Below are 1,041 nucleotides of genomic sequence, written 5' to 3' on the forward strand. Positions count from 1 at the left end.
ACATACATCTGTTCAACGGAGAACGTTTCCCAGGCTGCCCAGATCATGTAGCCGAGGCCGCTTTTTGCACCCATCATTTCTGCGATTGCAATCAGAACCAAGCCCATGCCAACGCCGAGCTTTATCCCGGTCATGATCACAGGCAGCGCTCCTGGCAACGCAATTGTCCGGAACGTATCCCAACGGCTAGCCTTGAAATTACGTCCGACATCCAGATAAATCTTGTTGATCTCGCGCACGCCGGCCGTTGCATTGATCGCAACGGGAAAGAACACACCTATGGCTACCATGAATATCTTTGAGCCCTCCCCCAACCCGAAGATCAGCAGCGCGAGTGGCAAAATGGAACTTTTCGGAATTGGATAAGTAGCGGAAATCAAAGGATCGAACACAGCGCGTACCGGCCGGCTGAGACCCATGATTATTCCGAGAATGAGCGCGGGTATGYCACCCACCAGAAAGCCGATAAACAGCCGTTGCAGGCTGGCAGCCGTGTGCTGCCAGAGCTCGCCGGTACTACTCAGTGTCACAAGCGTCTCAAAGATGCTCGAGGGCGCGGGAAAGAAGCGTGTGTCGATCAATCCTGTGCGTGCAGCGATCTCCCATACTAGAAGGAGAAGAACTGGCGACGCTACACTGATGACGCGATCGCGGGTATTTTCGCTGAGTTTCCAGGAACGGACGGGACGGACGGTCTCTGCTTCGATATGAGCGCTCATTTTCGCACTCCCTTTGCTTCATCGAGTTCGCGTGCCCGTTGAACTTCATCACGCAGGCTCGACCAGATCTGATGCACCAGTTTGCCGAATTCGGGGTTTTGTTGAAGTTCCAGAACATCACGCGGACGCGGAAGTGACACCGGAACCACCGTTTTGACGCGCCCTGGTTGCGCGGTCATAACCATGATGCGGTCGCCAAGCTTCACCGCCTCGTCCACATCATGCGTGATGAAAAGAACAGTCTTTTTGTTCTCCTCCCAGATACGCAGCAATTCTTCCTGAAGCAGTAATTTGTTCTGCGCATCCAGAGCCGAAAATGGCT

The 1,041-nt window shown here is 53.8% G+C and carries 1 protein-coding gene and 1 pseudogene; both read right to left on the minus strand.

Going from position 1 to position 1,041, the window contains the following annotated elements; all coding sequences use genetic code 11:
- On the minus strand, nt 1–719 hold a 719-nt coding region (locus ACXJ5O_RS28060; protein ID WP_457302774.1), incomplete at its 3' end, for an ABC transporter permease.
- A pseudogene (locus ACXJ5O_RS28065) lies at nt 716–1,041 on the minus strand (ABC transporter ATP-binding protein); the annotation flags it as partial. The gene ACXJ5O_RS28060 and the pseudogene ACXJ5O_RS28065, both read right to left, overlap by 4 nt.

The organism is Phyllobacterium sp. P5_D12, from assembly GCF_054049495.1.